Annotated in this window: 1 rRNA gene; it reads left to right on the top strand. The window is 49.6% G+C overall.

The annotated features are described in order from the left end of the window. Positions 1-41: 41 nt before the first annotated feature. Positions 42-1,626, top strand: a 23S ribosomal RNA gene (locus Q4533_RS19565); the annotation flags it as partial.

Genomic DNA, 1,626 nt, shown 5'->3' with positions numbered 1-1,626 from the left:
ACAACGATTAAGTTTCCTTGTGAAACTCATTTGGGTTGTATGGTTAAGTGACTAAGCGTATACGGTGGATGCCTTGGCAGTCAGAGGCGATGAAGGACGTAGTAACTTGCGAAAAGCGTTGGCGAGCTAGTAACAAGCATTTGAGCTAACGATGTCCGAATGGGGAAACCCGGCCACATAAGTGGTCATCATAACGTGAATACATAGCGTTATGAGGCGAACCTGGGGAACTGAAACATCTAAGTACCCAGAGGAAAAGAAATCAACCGAGATTCCCCTAGTAGCGGCGAGCGAACGGGGATTAGCCCTTAAGTCTATGGGGTGTTAGTGGAATGAGTTGGAAAGCTCAACGGTACAGGGTGATAGTCCCGTACATGAAAACTAACCATAGATGAAAACGAGTAAGGCGGGACACGTGACATCCTGTTTGAATATGGGGGGACCATCCTCCAAGGCTAAATACTCCTGACTGACCGATAGTGAACCAGTACCGTGAGGGAAAGGCGAAAAGAACCCCTGTGAGGGGAGTGAAATAGAACCTGAAACCGTGTACGTACAAGCAGTGGGAGCGGTTCTTGAGACCGTGACTGCGTACCTTTTGTATAATGGGTCAGCGACTTACGTTTTGTAGCGAGGTTAAGCGAATAGCGGAGCCGTAGGGAAACCGAGTGTTAACTGCGCGTTTAGTTGCAAGGCGTAGACCCGAAACCGAGTGATCTAGCCATGGGCAGGTTGAAGGTTGAGTAACATCAACTGGAGGACCGAACCGACTAATGTTGAAAAATTAGCGGATGACTTGTGGCTGGGGGTGAAAGGCCAATCAAACTCGGAGATATCTGGTTCTCCTCGAAAGCTATTTAGGTAGCGCCTCGAGCGAATACCACTGGGGGTAGAGCACTGTTAAGGCTAGGGGGTCATCCCGACTTACCAACCCTTTGCAAACTCCGAATACCAGTGAGTACTACTCGGGAGACAGACGGCGGGTGCTAACGTCCGTCGTCAAAAGGGAAACAACCCAGACCATCAGCTAAGGTCCCAAAGTTATTGCTAAGTGGGAAACGATGTGGGAAGGCTTAGACAGCTAGGATGTTGGCTTAGAAGCAGCCATCATTTAAAGAAAGCGTAATAGCTCACTAGTCGAGTCGGCCTGCGCGGAAGATTTAACGGGGCTAAGCAATACACCGAAGCTATGGGTTTGCTCTTATGAGCAAGCGGTAGAGGAGCGTTCTGTAAGCGGTTGAAGGTGAAGGGGTAACCCACACTGGACGTATCAGAAGTGCGAATGCTGACATGAGTAACGATAAAGGGAGTGAAAAACTCCCTCGCCGAAAGACCAAGGGTTCCTGTCCAACGTTAATCGGGGCAGGGTGAGTCGACCCCTAAGGCGAGGCCGAAAGGCGTAGTCGATGGGAAACGGGTCAATATTCCCGTACTTCTGCTAACTGCGATGGAGAGACGGAGAAGGCTAGGCTAGCGCGGCGTTGGTAGTCCGCGTTTAAGGTTGTAGGCTGTAAACTTAGGCAAATCCGGGTTTACATTAGGCTGAGAGCTGATGACGAGTCACTAAGGTGATGAAGTAGTTGATGCCATGCTTCCAGGAAAATCTTCTAAGCTTCAGGTTAGTAG

This window comes from Shewanella sp. 6_MG-2023 (assembly GCF_030547195.1).
Lineage (GTDB): Bacteria > Pseudomonadota > Gammaproteobacteria > Enterobacterales > Shewanellaceae > Shewanella.
Note: the sequence above shows the minus strand (reverse complement) of the source record. Positions and strands in the feature narration are given on the sequence as shown.